Raw genomic sequence first — 22976 nt, 5'->3', positions numbered from 1 at the left:
GCTGAACACTAGTTGGCCCTGGCTCAAACGCAACCAATGAGTTGCATGACTCCGACCGTTGGGCAGGCCTTAGAAGGTCCACTTGGCATTGACCATGGCATTGCGCGGTTCGCCGTAGGAGCCAGAATTAAAGGTGCCCATGCCGTCGTAGTACTTCTCGTCGAACAGGTTGTTAACGTTCAGCCCCACCGACAGATGGTCGTCCACTTGGTAGTTGGCCAGCAGCCCGACTACTGCAAAGTCCTCCTGAGTCGCCTTGCGTGTCACATCGCCAAAGGTCCGGGTGGCGTAGATCTCGCTTTGCCAGATCAGGTTGCCGCCGACGGTCAGGCGCTGCCAATCCCCGCCCAGGCGATAGGTGGTGCCCAGCTTGAAGAGGTTCATGGGCTGGTTGGCGGAGACCCGCTGACCGTCCTTGTCGTGGGATTCACGGTAGGTGTAGCCACCGAACAGGTTCCAACCCTGGCGCAGCTCGCCGGAAATTTCAGTCTCGACGCCGCGGGTGCTGGTGCCCGCAATAGGTCGATAGATCTCACGACCGCTCACCGCATCCACACCGATCTGCTCGGGGGTGTTCTTCTGCTCCACATCGAACAGCGCAACGCTGGCGTTCAGCGCACCGTCGAAGAACTCGCCCTTGAGCCCGATCTCGTAGTTATCGCCTTCCAAGGGCGCCAGGGAGGTGTTGCTGGCCGTCTTGTAGTAGGTCTGGGGCAGGAAAATGCTGGTGTAGCTGGCGTACAGCGAATACTGCGAGTTGAGGTCGTAGATCACCCCGGCATAAGGCGTGACCACCCCGCTTTTCTTCGTTGAGTCGTCCGCCCCGGTGCTGAGGCCGGTCAGTTCGTCGCGGCTGCGGTCCTGCTGGTTCCACCAACTGACCCGGGTGCCAAGGATGATCGACAGTGGATCGAAAGGTTTCAGCCGTACGGCGCTGTAGACCCCAGACTGTCGCAGCCGCGTCAGGCTCTCCTCGGTCTTGGCCAGGTGCGGCTTGCCCACCAGCCGTCCGTCCCACTGGAAGATGTCCGGCACCAGCGGGTTCTGCCGCTCGTAGGCGGGGTTGTTGAGGTGGGTGTAGGCGGTATTGGCCCCCAGCACCAACTCATGCTGGCGCCCGCCCAGGCTGAAGGGCCCCGAGGCGTAGAGGTCGAGGCCGTCCTGGGTCTGGAAGCTGTCCAGGCGGTTGATAAACATCGCGGTGCCACTGCCGGTGACTGGGTCCGGCGCGCCGCTGCTGGCCGAGCCGACCGTGCCATGGCGATAGGCGTATTGATGGCTGTAACCGGCCTTCAGGCTCCAGTCATAGGCCAGCTTGTGCTCGACGATGGCGGCGAAATTGTAGTGGGTATTGTCCAGGTAACTCCAGCGCGCCGCCGGGTTGAAGGAGCGGGAAAAACGCGCCTGCTGGCCGTTGCTGTAGAACAGTGGCATATCACCGAAGGTCACGCCGTCGGAATTGTTGTTCTGATAATCCAGGCTCAAGCGCAGCAGGGTGTCCTCGCTCAGGTCCACGTCCAGCGCGCCGTACAGAACGCGCTTTTCCTGCTGGTACCCATCACGAAAGGACTGCTGGGTCTGGTAGGCCGCAACCATTCGCCCACGTACGTTGCCGGCGTCTGTCAGGGGCCCGGAAACGTCGACTTCGGTGCGGTACTTGTCCCAGGCACCGGCCTGGCCGGAAACATAGCCCTGGAACTGCGCAGTGGGCCGCTTGCGCACCAGGTTGATGGTGGCCGACGGCGTACCGGCGCCGCTGAGCAGGCCGGTAGCGCCGCGCAGCACCTCGACCCGGTCATACACCGCCATGTCCCGCAGGCTCTCGGTGAACTGCTGGGATTCGTTGGCGATCTGACCCGGGATGCCGTCGTACTGAAAGTTCTGGATCTGGAAACCGCGGGCGTAAAAGGTGTAGCGGTCGCTGTCTCGATGGTTGCTGGAGACGCCCGGGGTAAAGGCCAGCACGTCGTTGATGCTGGAGAGGTTCTGGTCGTCCATCAGTTGCCGGGTGACCACGCTCACCGACTGTGGCGTCTGGCGCAGGGACAACGGCAACTTGGTGGCCGTGTTGCTGGCGCCGGTGGTGTAGGAACCAGTGCCTTCGGTGGTCATGCCCAGCGCCCCGGCGGTGACCGAGGTGGGCCCCAGGGTGAGGGCCGAGCCGCTGCTGACGGGTATCAGGCCAAAGCTGCCATCGGCATTGCCCAGCGCCATCAACTCACTGCCGGCCAGCAGCCGGGCAAACCCTTGCTCGACGCTGTAAGTGCCATTAAGACCCGGGCTTTGCTTGCCGGCCGTCAACCCGGCATCGAACGACAGCACCACCCCGGCCTCCCCGGCAAAGCGGCTGAGCACACTGCCCAAGGCGCCGCCTTCAACTTGGTACTGCTTGACCTGGGCCGCCGCGCAGGCCTGGGCAGCGTCGTTGAACAGAGGCTCTAGCAGCGCATACTGCAGGGCCAGGGATGCCCCGAACACGGCCACGGCCAACGGTTTTCTGGCAAACCGGGTGCGCCCTGGAAGACGGGGGTGATCGACGGCGGTGCTAGGCCCTGGGTACATGCTGACTCCTGATAATCCGGTGGCGAGAGGGTGTGTTTCAGGAGGGAGTCGAACGAGCACCCGACAATCGACAAGGCACCGTGAATTTATTTTTTGCCCGGGCTCAGGCCGCCACCAGCCGAGTCCAGAAACGCGTGCGCTGGACAATCCGCACCGGCAGTGCCCGGGCGATGGCCGCCAGGGCCCGCTCGCTGTCATCCAGAGGATAGGCCCCAGATACGCGCAGGTGCGCCACTTGTGGATCACACCCCAGGTAGCCGTGGCGATAGCGCTGCAATTCGGCCAGCAGGTGATCCAGGCGCCAGCCGTCGACCAGCAAGCGACCCTGGCTCCACTCGCCGGCCCCGGGTTCAATGTCGCTGCGGGTCAACAGGTGCTGGCTGTCGAACGTTACAGCCTGGCCTGCGTTGACCACGGTTTCCCCTGACTGATGGCTCGGGCGCACCGCCACCGCGTGCTGCAACACGCTGAGGGTGGTCAGGCCGTCGTCCTGGCGCACGCTGAAGCGAGTACCGAGGGCGCGCAAGTCGCCCTCGGCGCTGCGCACGATAAACGGCCGTGGGTCCTGGGCCGTTTCGATGAGAATTGCCCCCGCTCGCAGGGTCAGCAGGCGCACCTCGGGGCTGTAGCGAATGTCCACGGCGCTGTCGGTGTCCAGGCTCAAGCGGCTACCGTCGGCCAGTTGCAGGGTGCGCCGCTCGCCTACCGCGGTGCGCTGGTCAGCCAGCCACACCGGCGCCTGGCGGTAGCCCGACCAGCCCAGCCAACTGGCGCCGACGCCCAGGCCCAACCCCTTGAGCACGGTACGGCGATCCAGGCGCGCCGGATCGAGAACCTTGCCCGCCAGGGTCGGCGGCAGGCTGCCCAGTTGGGCCTGCAATTGCTCCACACGCTGCCAGGCCCACTGGTGTTGCGGGTTCTGCTGATGCCAGGCGCGAAACGCCTGTTGCAACTCCGGATCACCCGGGGCGGCTGCCAGGCGGGCCAGCCAATGGGCCGCCGCGCTCAAGGCCTGACGTTGCGGGTCCGGGGCCATCACGGATTGTCCAGGGCGAAGAACAGGCACTGCTCGGTGGCTTTGGCCACGTACTTGGTCACCGAACTCACCGACACCTGCAACTGCTCGGCGATGTCCTTGTAGGGCAGGCCCTGCAATTGCGAGAGCAGAAAGGCACGCTTCACCTTGCGCCCCAGGCCGTCGAGCATGGCGTCCAGGCGCTGCAGGGTTTCCAGGAGGATCCAGCGTTCTTCCGGGGAAATTCCCAGGGCTTCAGGCTGTTCGGCCAGGGCTTGCAAGTAGGCCTGCTCCAGGGCCCGACGGCGAAAACTATCGATCATCACCCGTTTGGCGATGGTCACCAGGAAATGCCGGGGCTCGTTGAGTTGGGTCACCACGGCCTTTTGCGGGTCGGCCGTGAGCAAGCGGATAAACGTATCCTGGGCCATGTCCGCGGCCTGCTGGGAGCAACCCAAGCGAGCACGCAACCAGCCCACCAGCCAGCCGTGATGATCGCCATACAGTGCAGCAATGGGTTGATGAGGCGTGGGATAGGAAACGACCGGAGGCATAGACGTGGCGCGCTATTGAGAATGAGTCGCAATTTAATCCAATGTTCAAGGCACGGCAATACGCAACCAGCGGGCACCTGTGTGCTGTCCATTCCCCGACGGGAAAATGCTACTGTCGCAAGCCCCAGCCTGACCCCAAGGACGATTCATGCTTCTGCGCCTTTCTGACCGTTACCGTGGCAGCCTGCTTGGCCTGGCCTGCGGCGACGCCGTCGGCACCACGGTGGAGTTCAAACCCCGCGGTTCCTTTGCCCCCGTCACGGACATGCTTGGCGGCGGACCATTCAACCTCAAGGCCGGGCAGTGGACCGACGACACCTCCATGGCCCTGTGCCTGGCGGAAAGCCTGATCAACAAAGGCGCCTTCAACCCGGCGGACCAGATGGGCCGCTACCTCAACTGGTGGCAATGGGGCTACCTGAGCGCCACCGGCGAGTGCTTCGACATCGGCATCACCGTGCGCGAGGCCCTGGCCGAGTTCCAGGCCACGGGCAACGCCTACTCCGGTTCGAGCAACCCCTACACCGCTGGCAACGGCTCGCTGATGCGCCTGGCGCCGGTGGTGCTGTTCGCCTTCCCCGATGCCCAGCGTATTGCCCAATTGGCCGCCGACAGCTCGCGCACCACCCACGCCGCGCCGGAAGCCATCGAGTGCTGCCAACTGTTCGCCGCGCTGATCGCCAAGGCCTTGCACGGGGCCACCAAGGCCGAGCTGCAACGGCTGACGGACCTGAGCTTCAGCGAACCCAAGGTGGCGGCCATTGCCCAGGGCCAGTACCTGGAAAAACCCCGCGAAGCGATTGTCGGCAGCGGTTACTGCGTCGCCTCCCTGGAAGCCGCATTGTGGTGTTTCCAGCACAGCGACAGCTTCGCCGACGCGGTGCTGCAAGCCACCAACCTGGGGGATGACGCCGACACCACGGCGGCGATCGTCGGCCAACTGGCGGGCGCCTATTACGGGGTCCAGGGCATTCCCGAGGTGTGGCTGGCCAAACTGCACATGGCCGATGAGATCCAGGCCAGCGCCGATGCCTTGCTGGAACTGGCCAACGGGGAGTCGCACCCATGAAGCCCCTACAAGGCAGTTGCCTGTGCCAGGCCGTGCGCTACGAAGTCGATGGCCTGGACATGCCCATCGGCCATTGCCATTGCCGCACCTGTCGCAAGGCCCACGCCGCGGCCTTCGCCTCCACCGCCGGGGTGATGCGCGAGCATTTTCGCTGGCTCAGTGGGGAAGCAAAGCTCTCGTCCTTCGAGTCATCGCCGGGCAAGCTGCGGCACTTCTGTTCGGTGTGTGGCTCCCATCTACTGGCCGAGCGGCCGGGGCAGCCCCATGTGATCCTGCGGGTGGCGACCCTGGATGATGATCCGGGCAGCGTCCCCCACGTGCAGATCTGGACCTCCCACGCGGTGCCCTGGCTGACCCATGAAGACGTGGAAACGTGGCCTGAATGGCAGCCACCCGCCACCGGCTAATCTTCCTCACCTTTCCAACCGCCCCCCTTTCACAGAGAGATTGCTCATGCGCCCTACCCTGCTTCTCGCCCTGATGCCGCTGTTGCTGGCCCCGCTGGCCCAGGCCGACAACTGTGACAACGCGGTCACCCAAGGCGATATGAACCAGTGCGCCGCCCAGCAGTACAAAGCCGCCGACAAAGAACTCAATGCCCGTTACCAGCAGATCAACCAGCGCCTGAAAGACCAGCCCGAGATCAAGAAGCAACTGGTCGGCGCCCAGCGTGCCTGGGTTGCGTTTCGCGATGCCGAGTGCGGTTTCTCTGCATCAGGGGTGGAAGGCGGCAGCGTGTACCCGCTGGTGTACAGCAACTGCACCACGGCACTGACCAAGGCACGGGTGGAACAACTCAAGACCTACCTGAAGTGCCAGGAAGGCGACCTGAGCTGCCCGGTACCCGGACTGTAGAAGCAGGCTTGCCCGCGAAGGCGTCGGCAGGGACTTTGCCGGCCAGCCGGCGCCCACGACAGGAGCCGGTGGCGGCAGACGAAGTCAGCGCACGAAGATCTGCGCCGTGGTGATGGCCATGTCGCCGCCCGGCAGCTTGACGCTGCCAATCTGCTTCAGGCTCTCGGCGTCGAAGATCGCCACGTCATTGAAGGTCCCGGCCAGGTAGATCTTGCTGCCGTCCTTGTTGAACGAAATGCAGTAGTAGGAGTGATCCAGGGTCGCTGACTGCAGCAGTTTTTTCTGCTTGATGTCGTACTTGGCCAGGCGATTGAGCACGCCGAACATCAGGTTCGGGTCCTTGGGCGAACGCATGCCACTGAAGTAGATCTCGGTCAACGGGCCAAAGTCCGTGGTTTCGGTCTTGCCGGTCTTCAGGTCGACGCTGAACAGCCCGTACAGGTAATCGGCGGTGGCCGGGTCCTGCTTTTTGTCCTTGAACTTGGCGGTGGTGTAGAGCAGCGAGAAATCGTGGCGATAGGTCTGCTGGTTCCACACGTAGAGCACATCCGGGGCGCTGTAGTTGGGGCGTTTCCAGTGGCGGCTGGGGATCAGCACGTCGAACTTGCCGGTCTGCACATTCACTTTGTAAATGTCGGCACCGGCCACATACAGGGTGCCGTCGTCGCCGCTCTGCATGATGGTCAGCTGGCGCGGCGCCGGGAAGCTGCGCACCGGCTTGGCGTTCATCCCGGCGTCGGTGGCGTAGACGTCCAGGCGCGGCTGTTTCACCTCATAACGGTCGTTGAGCATCTGGGTCGGGTTGGCCACGGTGTACAGCTCCTTGCCGTCGTGGCTGACGGTGAAGGCAAACATCGAACGCGCCTTTTCCCCGGGCTGCTGGGTGATGCTGGCGTGGAACACCTGCTTGCAGCTGTCCAGCTCGACGCCGTAGACATCCGCATAGTGGTTATTGAGCACGTAGGCGATCTTGCGGTCCGGCGACAATTGCACGCTGCCGGGGCCAAAGGCGTCGGGCATCTTGCAGGTCTTGTAGAGGCTGTCGTTGGCCAGGTCGATCAGGTGCAGGTTGTTCGGGTAATTGGTGGTCACCATGTATTCATGGCCGGGGTTCAAGGCCCGGTTTTCAGGGGCCGGCGCTTCATCGGCCAGGACGCTGAGTGAACAGGCACCCAGGATGGCGGAAGCGGCCAGGCCGCAAGCAGTAATGGATCGCATGCTGGAATCCTTCTTCTGTTCCGTTGCTGTCTACGGGCGGTTACTTGTCTTTGGGGAACACGGTGCCGAGGTTGCGCCAGCTCTCGTTGGACGCCTGGGCATCTTTGTTCCAGTCCGGGTAGGTGCTCATCATGTCCGGCACCTGGGCCGGCCACCAGCAAGGGTCGGAGCAGCCGTAGAGGTCCGCTTCCATCGGCTGGCACAGCGACGACACACCACCAAAGGCGTCGATTTCCCAGCCTGGGTCGGTGGTCGAGGCACAACCGGCTACGGAGTTCATCGCCACCACCTCTTCGATGCGGTTGTCGGCGGCGGCCTGTTCCAGTTTCTGGGCTTTGTTGTTGATCGGCTTGAGATGCTTCATGTCAGTGGGCCTTGCGCGGAGTGATGTAACTGCTGATGAACGCAGGGTTGTGGGCCATGATCCGGCTGTAGACATCGATGCCGAAATCCACCCAGTCACGCATCAGCTCGCAATAGTGATAGGTCGGGTGCGCCGGGTCGCCGTAGCGCGCATAGCTCTCGTGGTAGCAGCCGCCGGAGCACAGATTGCGGATGCGGCAGCTCTCGCAGCCGGTGTTGCTGCGGTCCAGGCGCTGGGACAGGAAGTCGTTGAGCTCCACCTGTTTCACCCCGCTGTGGACATTGCCGAAGGTCGGCAGGGACGAGCCGGTGAAACGGTGGCAGAGGTTCAGCTCGCCCTTGTGATCCACCGCCAGCATCTTCAACCCGGCACCGCACGGCAGGGCTTTCTTGTGCCCTTCATGAATGTCGGTAATCAGTTGGTGCAGGTTGGAGAAGCCGATATTGCGATGCTCCAGGGCCGCCTCCAGGTAGCGCCCGCCCAGGCGTTTCATGCTGGCGAAGACTTCGATCAATTCCTCGCCAGAGAGGTTGAAGCTGCTGATATCGCCGGAGGTCACCGGGGCAAAGCCGACCTCGGCGAACCCCAGTTCGTTGAACAGGTGATCCCAGATGGTTTCGACGTCGGTGACGCCGGTGGTCAGGGTGACCCGAGCGCCCACCGGCCGGCTGTTGTAGCGCGACAGCAGCATCTCGGCCTTGCGCCGTACCACGTCGTAAGTGCCCTGCCCGCCCACGGTGATGCGGTTGCGGTCGTGCACGGTCTTGGGCCCGTCGATGCTCACCGACAAACCAAAACGGTGGGCGTTGAGGTAATCCACGGTTTCTTCGGTGAGCAAGGTGGCGTTGGTGGTCATGACGAACTCGACGAACTTGCCGGCCTCGCGAAAACGCTTCTCGCAGTAGTCGACCATGTACTCGATCAGCTTGCGGTTGCTCAGGGGCTCGCCACCAAAGAACACCACGGTGAAGCGTTCTTCGTCCGGGGATTCCTTGAGCAGCATTTCCACCGAGGCGATGGCGGTCTCGACCTCCATCTTCTTGCCGGCCGAGGGCTTGTCCAGGTCCTCCTTGTAGCAGTAGGTGCAACTCAGGTTGCAGCCGGTGTTGACGTTGAGCACCACGGTATTGATCGCCGTGCGCTCGACCCGGCGCACGGCGATGTCCGGGGTCAGGGGCGAGCCATCGCTGACCAGCTCCAGGGCCATCAGCTCGTGCAGGGTTTCGGTGACTTGCGCACCGTCGTAGCGGGCCGCCAGACGCTGGACCAGATCGTCCGAGGAACAGCCTGCACCACGCAGCGTGTCGATGATGCTTCCGGTCAGTTCATCGCTGGCGAACAGCGAACTGCTGGGGATATGGAACAGCATGCGGTCGGCGTCCACCTGCACTTCATGCAGGTTACGCTCCACCAGGTTCAAAATTGCGCCCATCACAACCTCCTGTGCAGCCCCCTTCTCGGGGGCCTGCGGTCATTCCTGAAAGTCTCTGTCGTGCTCTGTTCAACAGCGCCTCAGGGAATGGGTGGATTGTTCCAGCGTTGCACGGTGACGATCAGATGACCCTCGCCGGTCAGCGCCTTGCCGCCGTCCTCCACGGCCGCGATGACCTTGAGGTTGCCGGCATTATTGGTGGACATCTTGCGTTGCGGGTTGGGCCCGGCGTCGCCTGGGGTGAACACCCCGGCATCGGCCTGCATGGTGCCGGCGAACTTGACGTCTTCGTCGTCCTTGGCGCGCTCGTCGAAGGCCTCGACCTTCCACTGCGCCGGGACCACGCCGATGCGATAGGCCTTGCCATCGGCACCCTTGCCCCAGGCTTCGGCGTCAAAGCGCCCCTGGACCTTGGGCGTCGAACCGCCGCCTTCGCCAATCCGTGCCACGGAGAACGCCGGCACCACCTTGACCTCGGCAATGCGGTTGTACACCGCCAGGCTCGCGCCCTTGAGCGTGCCGACGCTGACCTCACGCACACCCGGCTTGGCATCGGCCGTCGCTTTGAGGCGGACCCGAATACGCTCGGGGCTCTGCTCCAGCACCTGGAGCACTTGCACGCCTTTGCCGAAGCTCGGCGTACCCGCAAGGCCGGTGCCCACCAGGGTCACTTCGCTTTCGCCACCGGTTTTCAAGTAGCCCGGCTGCACCGCCAGCAGACGTTGGCTGCCGTGCCTGGCTGCGACAAAGTCCAGGCCGCGCTCATCATGCTCGGCTTCGAACATGCGCCCTTGCAGTTCGTCGCCCTTGGCCGCCAGCACCTGGCGCATGACCACGCCATCCACCGTGACATTGCCGCGCCATTCGTAGCCGCTGTAGAGGATCGCACTGCCCTCGCCATTGAACGGGCTGCCGTCGGCGTACTGGCCCTTGACCGTGACCTTGAACTGGTCAGCGCCGGCGCTTGCCACGCTCATCACCCCAGCCAACTCGCCCTTGCCCGGCAGGTGCCCGCTGAAGCTCCAGTCACCCGCCAGCGCCTCGGCCTGGGGACGGGCCTGCTGCCAGGCTTTCCAGGCCGGATTGTCGAGGGGATAACGCTTGGCCAGCAACGGCACCATGTCCTTGCGGGCCAGGTCGAACCAGTCCCGATCCCGGGACAGGGCCTGGTACTCCAGGGACGGCCATTGCCCCAGGTGGAAGTTCACCAGGCGTTCCCATTCCTCGGCCGGGCGACGTTGCAGGGCAACCCGCGCCCCGGAGTGGCAGCGGCCGCACATCTGGCTGGTCTGTTCGTCGAAGTGCTCGACGGTGTTGAGCCGGCGCTCCAGGGCGTAACGCACGCCATCGGTCTCGCTGGGGGCCAGGCCCTGGGTGTCGGCCAGGTACTTGACCAGGGTGCGGCGGTCGTCATCGCTGATCTGCAAGCCGTGCATGGTCTGCATCCGCGCAATGCTCATCAGCCAGCCCTCCGGGGTCTTGCGCTGATGGCTGATGCGGCTCAGGGCGTCGCCGGCTTCAGGGGTGTGACAGCCCTGGCAGGTTTGCTTGAGGAGGGTCTGGGCGTCGCGCGCATCGGCGAAGCTGGGCGGTGCATGCAAGGTGGCACAGGCGGTCATGGCCAGCAGGCTGCCGGTCAGCCTCAAGCGGAGTTTTCTCTTCATCTAGGTCGAACCTCCCACGGTGCTTTCTTATTTTTAGTCGGTCGTTTTTATGGTTTCTGCCACGCCCGGCGAGGCCGGTCATGGAGGCAAGAGAAACGTCTGGCTTGAGCAATACACGGAGCGTGCCAGCTTATAAAAACCAACCTAATCAACAACTTGAAAATACAATCCGGCCAATAGGCGCCCACCAAGGGCTGAATGCCGTTCAATTTCGCGACACACGTCTCAGTGTGAGACGTGGGCCGGCCAAGGCGACGCGCCCGCCGCCGTGTTTGCAGTAAAGCCGGCGCCAGGCCGACCAGGGGCTTTATTGCGAAATACACCCGCCCAGCGTGATTTCAGGATGATGGCACTTGCATTTTCGGCCCAGCCTTGGACAATCGGCGCGCCTTACGCGCCGGTGCCACAAGCGCCGAGTGCCCAGAATCGTCAATGCTCAAGGAACCTCTGTTCATGGATAGACATACCACCGCCCGTATCGGCTCTTTCATCCTCTCGCTGTCGGCCCTGGCCCTGGTCGGCTGCAAGGAAGACGCCGCGCCCAAGGCCCAGGCGGTAGCCCCTGCGCCGCTGGTGGTGCCGCTGTGCGCCAACGGTGAATGCGCGGTGCTCGACCAGAACGCTGTGGTGCGGGTCAGCCCCGACAACGACTACGACGCCGTGGTGTCGATCCCTCTGCAAAGCAGCTTCCTGTTCGCCAAGGACGGCCTGTGGAACCTGGCCGGTGCCGACGGCAAGCAAATCATCAAGGCCAACTTCACCGACGACCTGCGCCTGCTGACCCCGGGTTACTTCGGCTTCGGCCAGGACGGCAAGCTGGGGGTCATGGACCAGCAGGGCAAGCAAATCCAGGCACCGCGCTTCGATGACCTGTACGTCGGCGGCAACGACGACTTCATCGTCTACGAGCTCGATGGCAAGCGCGGCATCCTCAGCCCCGAGGGCCAGGTGGTCACCGAAGCGGTGTGGGATTCCAGCGTGGTGCGCGATGACTTCACCAAGCGCGGCGGCTGGATGACCGGTGAACACGGCGACCAGAAATGGGCGCTCAACCTCAAGACCGGCGAACAGACCCAGGTAGAGTTCGACAGCATCGAGTCGGCGGGCAACCAGTACCTGGTGGTCAGCGCCGAGGGCCAGGGCAAAGGTCTGGCCGATGCCAAGGGCAAGCTGGTCACCGACCTGAGTTACCAGTGGATGGGCGTGCCGGGCGACGGCCTGGTGGCGTTTCGACAAGCCTATGACAGCCCATGCGGCTACATGGATTTCCAGGGCAAGACGGTGATCCCGGCGCAGTTTTCCACCTGCCAGGTGTTCGGCAAGAAGGGCGCGCTGGTGATGGCCAAAGGCGCTGAAGGGGAACGGGCCAAGGCCGGGCTGATCGACCGCCAGGGCCAGTGGCTGGTGCAACCGGTCTACGACTCGGCAGAGCCTGCCGGCTTCAGCCCCATGGGCATGCTCAAGCAGGTGTCGGGCTACAACCAGACCGGCGTCCTGCAAAACGCCTTCAGCGCCACCTTCGGTATCTTCGATGTGGACAACGGCGTCGAACTGTTCAAGCGACCTACACCCAGATCGGTGCGCTGAATGCCGACCTGTTCATCTTCAGCACCGCCAACAGCCCGAGAAAACAGACCACCGTGTTCGGCCAGCCGACTCAGGTCCAGACCGTGGGCGTGATGGACGCCAAGGGCAAGGTGCTGCTGGAGCCTGGGCAGTACGCCAATATCCGCCTGGACGCCAGCGGCCACTTCCTGCTGGCCTTTGAAGACACCACGTCGCTGTCGAAAGTGGCGCTCTATGACCTCAAGGGCCAACGCCTGATCCCGGCCCAGTGGCAGGAACTGGTGATCGACGAAGCCCGTGGCGCGATCTTCGGTTATGCCCTGGAAGGCCTGGGTGACGATCAGACCCGCAGCCTCAAGGCCCTGTACCGCCTGGACGGCACCACAAGCTTTGCCGTCAGCCAGTTGGAATGCGGCGCCGAGCAAGTGCTGGATGGCCAGAACAAGGTGCTGTGGCCAGCCAACGCGCAAGACTACTGCCCGCAACCCGAGACAGCCGATGAGGGTCAGGCACAGGGTGCCAGCGAACAAGGCTGAGCCCTGACACGACCGGGCCACGGTGGCGAACAAGCCTGCTAGGATGCGGGGCTTGATCGCTTCAGCCACCGGCCCGGACGTGGCCCGACAGGAACCGCCCCCATGCTCAACGCCTTGCTTTTCGACCTCGACGGCACCCTGACCGACACCGACACCCTGCACTTGTTGGCTCTGCAACAACTGCTGCTGGAGGAGGACGATCGGGTGTTCACCCAGGAAGAATTCGAAGCCCATGTCAGCGGCCAGGCCAACGCCAATATGTGTCGCTACCTGTTCCCCGAACGCACGGTGGCCGAGCACGAGACCTTTGCCGAACGCAAAGAAGTGCGCTTTCGCCAACTCTCGCCACAACTCACGCCCATGCCGGGCCTGGTACGCCTGCTGGACTTTGCCCAGGCCCAGGGCATTGGTGTGTGCGTGGTGACCAACGCGCCACGGGCCAACGCCGAACACATGCTCAGCGTGCTCGGCTTGCGCCAGCGCTTCAACACCGTACTGGTGGCCGAGGAACTGCCCCGGGCCAAGCCCGATCCCCTGCCCTACCTCACCGGCCTGGAATGCTTGCAGGCCCCGGCCACCCAGGCCCTGGCCTTTGAGGACTCGGTGCCCGGGCTGACGGCGGCGGTAAACGCAGGGATTTTCACTGTCGGCCTGGCCACTAGCCAAAGCCGGGAAACCCTGTTGCGGGCCGGCGCCCACTTGGTGGTCGACGACTTCAACGACCCGCAGCTGTGGGCGCAGATCGAACGCATGCTCGGGGCAACCGCCTGACCTGCCTGCCGGCCTTGTCCTGAGGCCGGCACCGGTTGGCCCTTTACTCGGTCAGCCACCAGTCCAGCAGGGTTTCATCTTCATCGTCGTCGAGGTTTTGGTAGATGTTGCCGTAGAACCACTGGGCGTCAGTGTCGGCAAAGAACTGGTCGAAAAAACGGCTGGTGCGCTCCAGGCCCTGTGTGGCGGGAATGCTCAGCGCCAGGTTGCCTTCGGCAACGCCATCCAGGGTGCCGTCCAGGCTCTGCGCCACCTCCAATTCCAGTCGCACCAGCGTCTCGTCGGCAAAGGTGTCGGCATACACCTGCACACAAAAATGCCCGCCGCGTTGCAGCACCACGGCGTGGGTCAGGGGGTTCTTGATGGAGACGATGTCGCCCCGCGCCAGGTTCAGCGCCAGGCCGGGCGAACTGAGCAATTCGTAGATGTAGGTGTCGACTTTGCGCGCCGGCAGTTCTTCGTACACCGGGTGGCCGTCATCGTTGTCGGCGTACACCTCGATCAGGGTATGCAGGGAAGCGCAGTACGCGCCGGGGCGGGGGTGGTTTTGATTCATAAGCTCGGATCAGGCCGTCAGCCGGGAAAGGGCGACCATCATAACGGCATCTTCGACGGCGCTGGACAGTGACAAGAGCAAGGATTGCGGTGGGTTGAACCCGGCAGGCGCTGGAAAGGCAGAAAGGGTGCTCGCCCACACTTCGGCAGTGGCACCTAAGCCGAAGTACCCCCTTTGGCTGGGCGAGCGGGAGGAAATATACGTGGCTGCCTGGGGCGCTTCTATCGGACAGGTCTGAAAGCACAAACCGAATATTCTAAAAAGGTGGTGAGCATTGTCTTCAGGCACCGCCCTTCCCGAATCTTCGCTTCAACATGCAAATATTGACATATATCAATATCTAGAAATATAGTTCGCCCCCGCTCCACTTCCTTGTCCAAGCGAATCCCCATGCCTCAGCACAGCCTGTTCACCCCCACCCAACTCGGGCCCTATACCTTGCGCAACCGCGTGGTACTGCCGCCTCTGACCCGTTCGCGCAGCTCGCAGCCGGGCAACATCGCCAATCCGTTGATGGCCACTTACTACCGGCAACGCAGCGGCGCCGGGTTCATGGTCACCGAGGGTACGCAGATCGAACCCCGCGGCCAGGGTTATGCCTGGACCCCGGGCATTCACTCCGCGGAGCAGATCCAGGGCTGGCGCCAAGTGACCGAGGCGGTGCATGCCGAAGGCGGCATCCTGTTTGCCCAGTTGTGGCACGTGGGCCGGGTTTCCCACACCTCGTTGCAACCCGATGGCCGGGCGCCCGTGGCCCCCTCGGCGATTGCCGCGAAAAACGTCAGCGTGTTTATCGAGACCGGGCCCGGTACCGGCACCCTGGCCGAGCCGTCGCCGCCCCGAGCCCTAGAGACCGAGGAAGTCGAAGAACTGGTGCAGCTGTATGCCCAAGCCGCGCGCAACGCGCTGCTCGCCGGTTTCGATGGCGTGGAGTTGCATTGCGCCAACGGCTACCTGATCAACCAGTTCATCTCCGCCCACAGTAACCAGCGCACAGACCTATACGGCGGCAGCCTGGAAAACCGCCTGCGCTTTCTGCGCGAAGTGATTGCCGCGGTGGCCGCCGTGGTCGGCCCTGAGCGCCTGGGGGTGCGTTTTGCCCCGCTGTTCAGCAGCACCGACGAGGCCCGGGTCTATCTCGGGCTGGTGGAAGAAGACCCTCACGCCACCTACCTCGAAGCGATCCAGGTACTGGAAGACGCCGGCGTGGCTTACCTGTCCATCGCCGAAGCCGACTGGGACAACGCCCCGGAACTGCCGGCGACCTTCCGCCAGGCGGTACGGGCCGCCTTCAGCGGCGCCATCATCTACGCCGGGCGCTACACCGCCGAACGCGGCAAGCAGGTACTGGACGCGGGTTGGGGGGACTTGATCGCCTTTGGCCGCCCCTTTATCGCCAACCCCGACCTGCCAAAGCGCATCGCCAACCAGTGGCCGCTCAACCCGGTGGATGAAGCCAGCCTGTACGGCGGCACCGCCATCGGTTATGTCGACTATCCGGCCTACGCCGAATAGCCGACGCACCCAGGCGCTCCCGTGCCGGGCCGGCCAGGGGGCGCCAGCTTGTTGATCAGGCGGTCATGTCTTACCATCGCGCCGTCAAAATCCACGGTGATCAGGTGTCTGCAATGAGTGTCGATGTGAGCGAAGCGCTGAAGGCACTGGATAACCCGGCCCGCCTGAACATCCTCAGCCTGCTGAAAAATCCCCGGCAGTCCTTCCCGGAACAGGAAGTCGACCCTGAGCAAGTGGGCGTCTGCGTGAGCATCATCCAGGAGCGCGTGGGCCTGTCCCAATCCACCGTGTCGCTTTACCTGACCGCCCTGCAACGGGCGCAACTGGTCACCTCCCAGCGTATCGGCCCCTGGACCTACTACAAGCGCCACGAGCAGAACATCGCGCAGTTCCAGCAGGCCTTGAACGATTTGATCTGACACGCCCGCCTTCGCTGATCGCCCCCCATTGCCATCGTCACGACATTTTCTTCACGGCGTTTTCACCTGGACTCGCCTAGATTGATAGTCACTCCTTTGCAGAATCCCATTTCAGTCCGTGTTAAGCGGGCTTTTTTTTGCCTGCAGGGTGCCCGTGGACAATGGGCGCCGGGGGTCGATGATGGCGTTTTACAGGCAGGCGATTATTGTCGGACAATAATCGCAACGCATTGTTATAAAAGGTGAATTTAAAAAACATTCACCTTTGGCAGTTGTCAGCCGATGGCTTTTCACAGGACACATGGAGCAACTGGAAATGAGAAACAATCAACCCGTCACACAGCGTGAGGTTGCGCTGTCTGCGCAACAGAAGCTCATCTCCACCACCGATGCTCATGGCGTGATCACCTACTGCAACGACGCATTCGTCGAGATCAGCGGTTTCGTCCGCGAAGACCTGATCGGCGCGCCGCAAAACATCGTCCGTCACCCGGATGTGCCCCCCGCCGTCTTCGCCCATATGTGGGCCGCCCTGAAGCAGGGGCAGCCGTGGATGGGCATCGTCAAGAACCGCTCCAAGAGCGGCGACCACTATTGGGTCAACGCTTACGTAACGCCGATCTTCGACGGCAGCCGCGTGGTGGGTTACGAGTCGGTGCGGGTCAAGCCTACCGCCGAGCAAGTGCGTCGGGCCGATGCGCTGTACAAACGCCTCAATCTGGGCCAGGCGGCCATCCCGGCATGGCATCGCTGGCAGCCGGCATTGCTCGGTTGGCTGCCGGTGCTCGGTGCGGGCCTGGCGGGCTGCCTGAGCGCCCTCTGGCTGGCCCCGCCCCTGGCCTTTGCGGTCGCCGCCGTGGTTTCACTGCCCTTGGCGCTGCTGGCCCAGCAACGGCAAAACCAGGCGCTGCAACGTGTGCTGCGCATGACCGACGCCTCCACCTCGGACGCCTTGCTAGCATTGATGTACAGCGATGAACCCGGTACTCAGGGGCGCCTGGAGACGGCGTTCGTCAGCCAGAATGCACGCCTCAAGACCTGCCTGACGCGCCTGCAGGACACCGCCGAGCAGCTCAATGAACTGGCCGGTCGCTCCGACCGCCTGGCCGGCGACAGCTCCCGTGGCCTGGAACGCCAGCGGGTGGAAACCGAACAGGTGTCGGCGGCGGTGAACCAGATGGCCGCCACCACCCAGGAAGTGGCCAGCCACGTGCAGCGCACCGCCGACGCCACCCAAGAGGCCAATCAGCTGACCCGCCGTGGCCGCGACGTGGCCCGAGATACCCGCGAGGCCATCCAGCGGCTGTCCAATGTGGTCGGGGAAACCGGCGAAACCGTGGCCCAACTGGCGCGCGACAGCAATGAAATCGGCAGTGTGGTGGATGTGATCAAAGGCATCGCCGACCAGACCAACCTGCTGGCGTTGAACGCCGCCATCGAAGCGGCCCGCGCCGGCGACATGGGCCGGGGGTTTGCCGTGGTGGCCGACGAAGTGCGGCAACTGGCCCAACGCACGGCCCAGTCCACGACCCAGATCCACAACTTGATCAGCCAGTTGCAGACCTCGTCGAACAATGCGGTGCAGAGCATGGAAGACGGCCAGCGCCAGGCGGAAGAGGGCGTGGCGCGGGTCCTGGAAGCCGATCAGGCCCTGGCCGGGATCAGCGACGCGGTGGCCCATATCACCGACATGACCACGCAGATCGCCGCCGCCACCGAAGAACAGACGGCGGTGGCCGAAGAGATCAGCCGCAACATCACCACCATCGCCCAACTGGCCGATCAGACCTCGGAACAGGCCGTGCACTCGGCCCAGGTCAGCCAGGAACTGACCCAGACCGCCGCCACCCAGTATTCCCTGGTGGAGCGTTTCAACCGCTGAAAACCCGGTTGGCCAGCCCGGGCGCCGCTGCAGGCGCCAGCGCTGGCCACTCAGGCTCAGCGCAGGAGCTTACTCCGCGGCCAACTGCTCTTCGTACTCTTTGACGTAGCCATTGGCCAACTGGTCTTTCTGTTTGTCATCGAGGATCTTGCCCGCCATCTGGAAGAACTTCTGTTCCTCTTCCTCCAAGTGGTGATGCACCTTTTCCGCGAGCTTTTTCGCGGTGGCCAGCCAGGCCGGGCTGGACATCTCGGTGTCGTCCAGGTCCTCCATCAACTCGTCCATCGCATGGTGTTCGGCAATCGCATGGCGGCTCAGGTCAACGCCATTGTCATGCTCCATCAGGGGCACGTAGAAAAACCGTTCTTCGGCGGTTTCGTGGGCCTGCAGCTCAGCCTTGAGCTGGGCATAGGCGGCCGTGCGCTCAGGGGTGTCGCCGGAGGTCTGGATCAGTGCCGCGGCATAACCGCGCTGACGTTCATGACTTTCACGCAGGGCTTCAAAAATGTTCAAGGACAGTTCTCCAAACAGGCCAATCACGGGGTTGTTCTGACTAGACACTGGCGCAAGAACGACGGTTCAACCTGATTGCACTGCCAGAAACCAAACCTTTTCCAGGTCATCAGGCGCCACTTGTCTTGAAATGGACATTTGGTTTTATGATGGCCGCCCGGTGTTTTGCCACAGGCCCCAAGGCGGTTCGTTTCCATGTCCGATGTGTTTGTCGTGTCTTCCATCAACAGCCTGGCCACCCCTGTCACCAGCATCGCGGTGGACTACCCCAACGGCCACGTGATCCCCGCCCACAGTCACCCGCGCTCGCAACTGGCCTACGCCATCGAAGGGGTGCTGGTGATCGACACCCGCTCCGGGCGTTGGGTGGTGCCGCCCAGCCGCGGCGTGTGGCTACAGGCCGGTGTGGAGCACACCGTGCGTATGCGTGGGGCGGTGCGCATGCGCAGCATCTTCGTCAATGTCGATGCCATGGGCGACCTGCCCGATAACGACTGCGTGATCGAGGTCTCGCCGTTGCTGCGCGAGCTGATCCTGGCCGCCGCCCAAGTGGCTGATGGCTACCCCGAGGACAGTCGGGACGGACGGCTGATGCGCCTGATCCTCGATGAGCTGCGCTCCTTGCCGATCCTGCCGTTCAGCCTGCCCTGGCCCGAGGAAGGGCGGATGCTGCGGGTCTGCCGGACCCTGGCCGAAGACCCCGCCGACAGCAGCACCGCCGAGCAATGGAGCGACCGGCTGGCCATGAGCGCCAAGACCTTCCATCGCCAGTTCCAGCGCCACACCGGCATCACCTTCGGCCGCTGGCGCCAGCAGGCCCGGCTGCTGATGTCCCTGGAGTGCCTGGCCCAAGGCATGCCCGTGGTGCAGGTGGCGCTGCAGCACGGCTACGACAGCCAGAGCGCCTTCGCCGCGGCCTTCAAGCGCCAGTTCGGCACCCCGCCTTCGGCGTTCTACCGCTGAGGCTTCAGGCCCGGCGCAAGAGAAACCCCGCCAGCACGCACAGCAGCATCGCCAGCCCGGCCAGCAGGAAACCATCGCTGTAGGCCAGCAACAAGGCGTCGCGGTGCACCACCTTGTCCATCAGCGCCAAAGCCTGCTGGCGCAAGGGCCCCGCAGCGCTTGAATGCAGGGCACTGGCCGTGTCCAGGTGGCGCTGGCCCAAGACATTGATCAACGCCGCCCAGCGCTCCTGGGTGGCCTGGGTAAACAGGTTCAGTGACTCGCCAATGTAATGGGCGTGCAACTTCTCTCGCTCGACCACGATCTGGCTGGACAGCGCGATGCCGATGGCGCCGCCCACATTGCGCACCATGGAGAACAACCCCGAGGCCGAGCCCAACTGCTCTTTTTCCAGCCCCTGGATCGCCATCACGCCCAATGCCACCACCACCAGCGACTGGCCAATGCCTCGCACCACCAGGGACGGTACGATCACATTCAGTGAGGCGTCAGGGTTGAGGTGCATGTTCATCAGGCAGCCGATGGCGGTGAAGGCAAAGCCGGCAATGATGATGGTGCGGGCGCTGGTCCAGCGCATCAAACGCGGCGTGGCGAACGACATGGCGAACTGCACTAGGCCGTAGGGAATCATCATCAGGCCGATTTGCCGGGCGTTGAAACCGTGGATCTCGGCAAAGTAGTTGGGCACCAGGAACACCACGCCGAACACCACCGCACCAAAGGAAAACTGCATCAGGCTGGCGATGCCGAAGTTGTAGCGGCCCAGCAGGCGCAGGTTGATCAACGGCTGCTCACGGCGCAGTTCGATGTAGACGAACGCCAGCAACCCTACGACCGCCAGCAACGCGCAGTTGACGATAAACGACGAGGCGAACCAGTCATGCCGGCCGCCCTCCTCCAGCAAAATCTGCAACGCCGCCAGGCCCACAGCCATGGTCGCGATCCCGCCCCAGTCGCCCTGGCGCAACTTCTCCAGCGCCATGGGTTGCGGGCGCACCGACCAGCCGATGGCCGCCAACAGCAATAGCCCGGGCGGCACCTGCAAATAGAAAATCCAGCGCCACGAATAGGCGTCCGTGAGCCAGCCGCCGAGGGACGGCCCGGCGGCCTGGGCGACGTTGTTGGCCACGGCAAACAGGGCCATGCCCAAGGGGTGCCTGGCCGCCGGCAATTCACTGACGATCAGTTGAAACGACAAAGGGATCAGCACGCCGCCGAACGCGCCCTGCAAGACCCGGGCGAGGATCAGGCTCTCGATGGTCGGCGCCAGGGAGCAGGCAATGGAAAACAGCACGAAGCCGGCGCTGCCGACCATCAGCACCCGGCGCATGGAAAACACCGACACCAGCCAGCCGGTCATGGGGATGATGATGATTTCCGCCACCAGGTAGGCCGTGGTGATCCACGAGCCCTCTTCGAAGGTGGCGCCCAGGGAGCCACGGACATCCGGCAGCGAGGCATTGGTCACGTGCACATTCATGCCGGCCATAAAGCAGCCCACCACGCTGCCCAGCACCGCCACCCAAGTGCGCAGGGAAATCGCCGGAACGGCCTCGGCGCTACTCATGACGGGTGTCCACGGTGACCACCACCGACATGCCCGGGCGCAACTCAGCGCGGCGCGGCTGCCCCGGGTCCAGGCGGATGCGCACCGGCATGCGCTGGACGATCTTGGTGAAATTGCCGGTGGCGTTGTCCGGTGGCAGCAGGGCGAATTGCGCGCCGGAGGCCGGGGCAAAGCTGTCCAGGGTGCCGTTGAGGACCTGGCCGTCCAGGCCGTCCACCTCGATATGCGCCGGTTGCCCGGGGCGCAGGCGGTCGACCTGGGTTTCCTTGAAGTTGGCCACCACATAGGCCTCCTCTGGCACCACCGCCAACAGCGGCGTGCCGACGTCCACGTACTGGCCCACGCGCAGGCTGCGCTGCCCGGCGATGCCGTCCACCGGGCTGCGGATCTGGGTCCGCGCCAGATCGATGCGGGCCAGTTCCAACTGGGCGCGTGCCTGGGCCACGGAAGCCTCGACTTCGTCGCGTCGGGCCTGGGCCTGTTGTTGCTCGGTGGCCAGGATCGCCACGTCCTGGCGCCGCGCCGTCCAGCCAGCCCGGGCAGCGACCAGGGCGGCCGCCGCTTGCCGGGACTGGGCCTCGGCCTGCTCCAGTTGCTGGGCGCTGCTGACGTCCTGACGGGCCAGTTGGCGTTGCCGATGGATCTGCTGCTCGGCCCGTCGCGATTCGGCCTCGGCCGCGCCAACCCCGGCCTGAGCCTGGGCAATCAGGCTTTGCTGTTGTTGCTGGCGCGCGACGAGGTTGGCGATACGGGCCTGCTGGGCACGGGTAGCGGCCTGGGCTTCTTGCAGCGCGGCTTCGGCCTGCTGCAGCCGAGCCTGATAGTCGCTGTCGTCGATCCGAGCCAGTACGGCACCGGCTTTGAGCGGCTGATTATCCTGCACCTCCACCGTCGCCAAGTAACCAGCCACACGCGGGGCAACGGTGACGATGTCGGCCCTCAAATAGGCGTTGTCAGTGGCCACCAGAAAGCGTCCGTTGAACCACCAGTGAAGGCCCCAGGCCAATGCCAGCAGCAGTAAAAGCGCCGCGCCAACATAGTTGAGGAGGCGACGTCGGGTCATGGGGCGGGCCATCGAAGGGGCGGCTTGATCGGTCATTGCATAGGCTCACGGGCAGGTCGGACGGAAGATTGAGGGGCAGGCCCGGTGGCGTCGGGCAAGGCGATGACCGGCGCATCCCGCCAACCGCCGCCCATGGCCTTGAACAGCAGCACCTGGGCGTCGATCACGCGGGCATCGGCCGCGGCCGACTGGCTGCGGGCCTCCACGTCACGGCGCAGGGCATCCAGCTCGTCCAGGGCACTGGTGGCCCCGGCCGCACGGGCCAACGCGGCGAGACGCCGGGCTTCGGCGTAATGCCTGGCCGCCTGGTGCAGGGCCTGTTGGCGTTGCAGGGCGCCCTGGTAATCACCCAGCGCCTGCTGTTGTTCTTTCAGGGCCAGCAAAATGCGCTGGTCAAAACGCGCCAGGGCCGCACTTTCCCGGGCACTGGCCTGGGCGATGCGGGCGCGGGCGGCGCTGATATTGGGAAAACTCCAGGACAGCAGCGGCCCCAGTTGCCAGACGCTGGCGCCACCGGCATCCAAGCCATCGGGATGGTGGGTGGAGCTGGAAACACCAGCGCCCAGGGCAATGCGCGGGTACAGCTCGGCCCTGGCCACGCCGATCCGCGCCGTGGCGGCCGCCAACTGACGCTCGGCCTGACGCACATCGGGGCGTCGCCGCAGCATCGCCAGCCCGTCGGTTTGGGGCAGCGGCGCCAGCATTTCAGGCGCTGCGGTGCAGGCCCGAGCCTCAGTCGGCACCTCGGCGGGCAGGCGGCCCATCCACACCGCCAGCTCGGCCAGCCCACGCTGGGCGCCGAGCCTCCAGCCCCGGCAGGCTGGCCGCCACCTCCTCCAGCAGGCCCTGGGCACGCGCCACATCAAGGGCCACGGCGGGCACCGGCGGCGCG

The 22976-nt window shown here is 64.1% G+C and carries 21 protein-coding genes and 2 pseudogenes; 11 read left to right on the top strand and 12 right to left on the bottom strand.

What is annotated here, in order from left to right; genetic code table 11:
- Window positions 1-69 precede the first annotated feature (69 nt).
- The 3 genes from M1B35_RS14295 to M1B35_RS14285 form a co-directional block, all read right to left on the bottom strand.
- A complete protein-coding gene (locus tag M1B35_RS14295; protein ID WP_123335063.1) occupies window positions 70-2562 on the bottom strand; it encodes a TonB-dependent siderophore receptor in 2493 nt (830 codons plus the stop codon).
- Between the two features lie 103 nt (window positions 2563-2665).
- A complete protein-coding gene (locus tag M1B35_RS14290; protein WP_123335061.1) occupies window positions 2666-3598 on the bottom strand; it encodes a FecR domain-containing protein in 933 nt (310 codons plus the stop codon).
- Complete coding sequence (locus tag M1B35_RS14285) at window positions 3598-4131, bottom strand: sigma-70 family RNA polymerase sigma factor (protein WP_123335059.1); 534 nt, start codon at window positions 4129-4131, stop codon at window positions 3598-3600. The genes M1B35_RS14290 and M1B35_RS14285 overlap by 1 nt, the downstream gene beginning before the upstream one ends.
- 148 nt (window positions 4132-4279) lie before the next feature.
- On the opposite strand from M1B35_RS14285, the gene M1B35_RS14280 reads away from it, so the two are divergent.
- Genes M1B35_RS14280 through M1B35_RS14270 form a run of 3 tightly spaced genes read left to right on the top strand, consistent with a single transcriptional unit; the run spans window position 4280 to window position 6055 of the window.
- A complete protein-coding gene (locus M1B35_RS14280; protein WP_268262277.1) occupies window positions 4280-5200 on the top strand; it encodes an ADP-ribosylglycohydrolase family protein in 921 nt (306 codons plus the stop codon).
- Window positions 5197-5607 carry a GFA family protein gene (locus M1B35_RS14275; RefSeq protein WP_268262276.1) on the top strand — a complete coding sequence of 137 codons (411 nt, stop codon included), beginning with the start codon at window positions 5197-5199 and terminating at the stop codon, window positions 5605-5607. Before M1B35_RS14280 ends, M1B35_RS14275 begins: the two co-directional genes overlap by 4 nt.
- A 46-nt stretch (window positions 5608-5653) precedes the next feature.
- A complete protein-coding gene (locus tag M1B35_RS14270; RefSeq protein ID WP_268262275.1) occupies window positions 5654-6055 on the top strand; it encodes a lysozyme inhibitor LprI family protein in 402 nt (133 codons plus the stop codon).
- Between the two features lie 84 nt (window positions 6056-6139).
- Here M1B35_RS14270 and peaD read toward each other — a convergent pair whose 3' ends face one another.
- The 4 genes from peaD to peaA all read right to left on the bottom strand — a co-directional run bounded on the left by peaD (window position 6140) and on the right by peaA (window position 10733).
- Window positions 6140-7273: a quinohemoprotein amine dehydrogenase subunit beta gene (peaD, locus tag M1B35_RS14265; RefSeq protein WP_268262274.1), complete on the bottom strand. Its 1134-nt coding sequence runs from the start codon at window positions 7271-7273 to the stop codon at window positions 6140-6142.
- A gap of 40 nt (window positions 7274-7313) precedes the next feature.
- On the bottom strand, window positions 7314-7637 hold the full coding sequence (gene qhpC / locus M1B35_RS14260) for a quinohemoprotein amine dehydrogenase subunit gamma (RefSeq protein ID WP_123335048.1): 324 nt from the start codon (window positions 7635-7637) through the stop codon (window positions 7314-7316).
- Between the two features lies 1 nt (window position 7638).
- The gene (gene peaB / locus M1B35_RS14255) at window positions 7639-9069 is read right to left on the bottom strand and encodes a quinohemoprotein amine dehydrogenase maturation protein (protein WP_123335046.1); all 1431 of its coding nucleotides are present in this window, start codon (window positions 9067-9069) and stop codon (window positions 7639-7641) included.
- An 80-nt stretch (window positions 9070-9149) separates the two neighbouring features.
- On the bottom strand, window positions 9150-10733 hold the full coding sequence (peaA, locus tag M1B35_RS14250) for a quinohemoprotein amine dehydrogenase subunit alpha (RefSeq protein ID WP_268262273.1): 1584 nt from the start codon (window positions 10731-10733) through the stop codon (window positions 9150-9152).
- 453 nt (window positions 10734-11186) lie between these two features.
- Between peaA and M1B35_RS14245 the strand changes: the two genes are divergently transcribed.
- The 3 genes from M1B35_RS14245 to M1B35_RS14235 all read left to right on the top strand — a co-directional run bounded on the left by M1B35_RS14245 (window position 11187) and on the right by M1B35_RS14235 (window position 13606).
- On the top strand, window positions 11187-12320 hold the full coding sequence (locus M1B35_RS14245) for a WG repeat-containing protein (protein ID WP_268262272.1): 1134 nt from the start codon (window positions 11187-11189) through the stop codon (window positions 12318-12320).
- Window positions 12321-12373: 53 nt separating this feature from the next.
- Window positions 12374-12835, top strand: coding sequence for a hypothetical protein (locus M1B35_RS14240; protein ID WP_268262271.1), 462 nt, complete (start codon window positions 12374-12376; stop codon window positions 12833-12835).
- Between the two features lie 102 nt (window positions 12836-12937).
- Complete coding sequence (locus tag M1B35_RS14235; protein WP_268262270.1) at window positions 12938-13606, top strand: HAD family hydrolase; 669 nt, start codon at window positions 12938-12940, stop codon at window positions 13604-13606.
- A gap of 43 nt (window positions 13607-13649) precedes the next feature.
- Here M1B35_RS14235 and M1B35_RS14230 read toward each other — a convergent pair whose 3' ends face one another.
- Window positions 13650-14162, bottom strand: a complete 513-nt coding sequence (locus M1B35_RS14230; protein ID WP_268262269.1) for a DUF4265 domain-containing protein — start codon at window positions 14160-14162, stop codon at window positions 13650-13652.
- A 390-nt stretch (window positions 14163-14552) separates the two neighbouring features.
- On the opposite strand from M1B35_RS14230, the gene M1B35_RS14225 reads away from it, so the two are divergent.
- The 4 genes and pseudogenes from M1B35_RS14225 to M1B35_RS32230 all read left to right on the top strand — a co-directional run.
- Complete coding sequence (locus tag M1B35_RS14225; RefSeq protein ID WP_268262268.1) at window positions 14553-15677, top strand: alkene reductase; 1125 nt, start codon at window positions 14553-14555, stop codon at window positions 15675-15677.
- 113 nt (window positions 15678-15790) lie between these two features.
- Window positions 15791-16096 carry an ArsR/SmtB family transcription factor gene (locus M1B35_RS14220; protein ID WP_123335036.1) on the top strand — a complete coding sequence of 102 codons (306 nt, stop codon included), beginning with the start codon at window positions 15791-15793 and terminating at the stop codon, window positions 16094-16096.
- 301 nt (window positions 16097-16397) lie between these two features.
- Window positions 16398-16682: pseudogene (locus M1B35_RS32235) on the top strand (PAS domain-containing protein); the annotation flags it as partial.
- A gap of 351 nt (window positions 16683-17033) precedes the next feature.
- Window positions 17034-17978 (top strand): annotated as a pseudogene (locus M1B35_RS32230) (methyl-accepting chemotaxis protein); the annotation flags it as partial.
- A gap of 69 nt (window positions 17979-18047) precedes the next feature.
- On the opposite strand, the gene M1B35_RS14210 reads toward M1B35_RS32230, so the two are convergent.
- Window positions 18048-18491, bottom strand: coding sequence for a hemerythrin domain-containing protein (locus M1B35_RS14210; RefSeq protein ID WP_123336067.1), 444 nt, complete (start codon window positions 18489-18491; stop codon window positions 18048-18050).
- Between the two features lie 195 nt (window positions 18492-18686).
- Here M1B35_RS14210 and M1B35_RS14205 point away from each other — a divergent pair, with 195 nt between their 5' ends.
- Window positions 18687-19454 carry an AraC family transcriptional regulator gene (locus M1B35_RS14205; protein ID WP_123335031.1) on the top strand — a complete coding sequence of 256 codons (768 nt, stop codon included), beginning with the start codon at window positions 18687-18689 and terminating at the stop codon, window positions 19452-19454.
- A gap of 4 nt (window positions 19455-19458) precedes the next feature.
- Here M1B35_RS14205 and M1B35_RS14200 read toward each other — a convergent pair whose 3' ends face one another.
- The 3 genes from M1B35_RS14200 to M1B35_RS14190 are packed head-to-tail and all read right to left on the bottom strand — an operon-like array spanning window position 19459 to window position 22848.
- Entirely contained in the window at window positions 19459-21021 is a 1563-nt protein-coding gene (locus tag M1B35_RS14200) for a DHA2 family efflux MFS transporter permease subunit (RefSeq protein ID WP_123335029.1), read from the bottom strand.
- Window positions 21014-22084, bottom strand: coding sequence for an HlyD family secretion protein (locus M1B35_RS14195; RefSeq protein ID WP_268262266.1), 1071 nt, complete (start codon window positions 22082-22084; stop codon window positions 21014-21016). Before M1B35_RS14195 ends, M1B35_RS14200 begins: the two co-directional genes overlap by 8 nt.
- A gap of 32 nt (window positions 22085-22116) precedes the next feature.
- A complete protein-coding gene (locus tag M1B35_RS14190) occupies window positions 22117-22848 on the bottom strand; it encodes a TolC family protein (RefSeq protein ID WP_268262265.1) in 732 nt (243 codons plus the stop codon).
- Window positions 22849-22976 lie beyond the last annotated feature (128 nt).

The sequence above is a fragment of the Pseudomonas morbosilactucae genome, from assembly GCF_023241665.1.
GTDB lineage: Bacteria > Pseudomonadota > Gammaproteobacteria > Pseudomonadales > Pseudomonadaceae > Aquipseudomonas > Aquipseudomonas morbosilactucae.
The sequence above is the reverse complement of the archived record's forward strand: the minus strand, read 5'-3'. Positions and strand labels throughout refer to the sequence as shown.